Origin of the sequence: Streptomyces sp. NRRL F-2664, assembly GCF_000719345.1 — a bacterium.
Lineage (GTDB): Bacteria > Actinomycetota > Actinomycetes > Streptomycetales > Streptomycetaceae > Streptomyces.
The window spans coordinates 1-708 of sequence record NZ_JOFX01000285.1 but is presented as its reverse complement, the minus strand read 5'-3'; the positions used below and the strand labels follow the sequence as shown (position 1 = coordinate 708).

The window sequence follows — 708 nt, the reverse complement described above, 5'->3', positions numbered from 1 at the left end:
GTAGTGGAAGAGGACGGTGGTGCGGGTGCCGTCGGGGTTGGTGGTCTCGGTGGTTTTCCGGCTGCCGTCGGCCCAGTACGTGTAGGTGCTGCGCAGGCCGTCGGCGGTGGCGGCGGTGGCGGGCTTGTTGTCGGGGTTGTAGGTCCAGGCGGTGCCGTCTGCCCCGGTGAGGAGGTTGCCGGCCGCATCCCAGGTCTGGGGGGTCTGCTTGCCGTCGGTGGTGAGGGCGGTGAGGCGGCCCGCGGAGTCGGTCTCGTGCGCGGTGGCTGTCTTGCTGCCGTCCGCACCGGTGACGGTGACCGTGGTGACGTCGCCTGCGGCATTGGCGGTGTAGGCGGTCGACCGCAGCACCGGGGCCTTCGCATCGCCGCCGCCGTGGACGGTGGTGGAGGTGAGCCGGCCGTAGGCGTCGTAGCCGTGCACGGTGTGGGTGGTCACCGGCGCACCCGTGGCGGCATCCTCGCCGTCTGCGGTGCTCCCGCTGTCTGCAGTGCCGGTATCTGCCTGCCCGCCGCTGCCGCTGCTGTTGCCGGGGGCAGGGCTGGTGGTGGGGCGGGTGTCGGTGCGGGTGGCCAGGTCTCCGCGGCTGTTGTACGTGTACACGGTTTCGGACAGCAGGGTGCCGTCCTTGCGGGTGAGGGTCTCCTTCTCCGGCTGGCCGCTGTCGTAGTAGCCGACCGCCAGGACGGTGCCGTTGCCGTACTCGGT

Annotated in this window: 1 pseudogene; it reads right to left on the bottom strand. The window is 71.5% G+C overall.

Annotated features, from left to right (window positions below):
• Positions 1 to 708, bottom strand: a pseudogene (locus IF89_RS39470) (hypothetical protein); the annotation flags it as partial.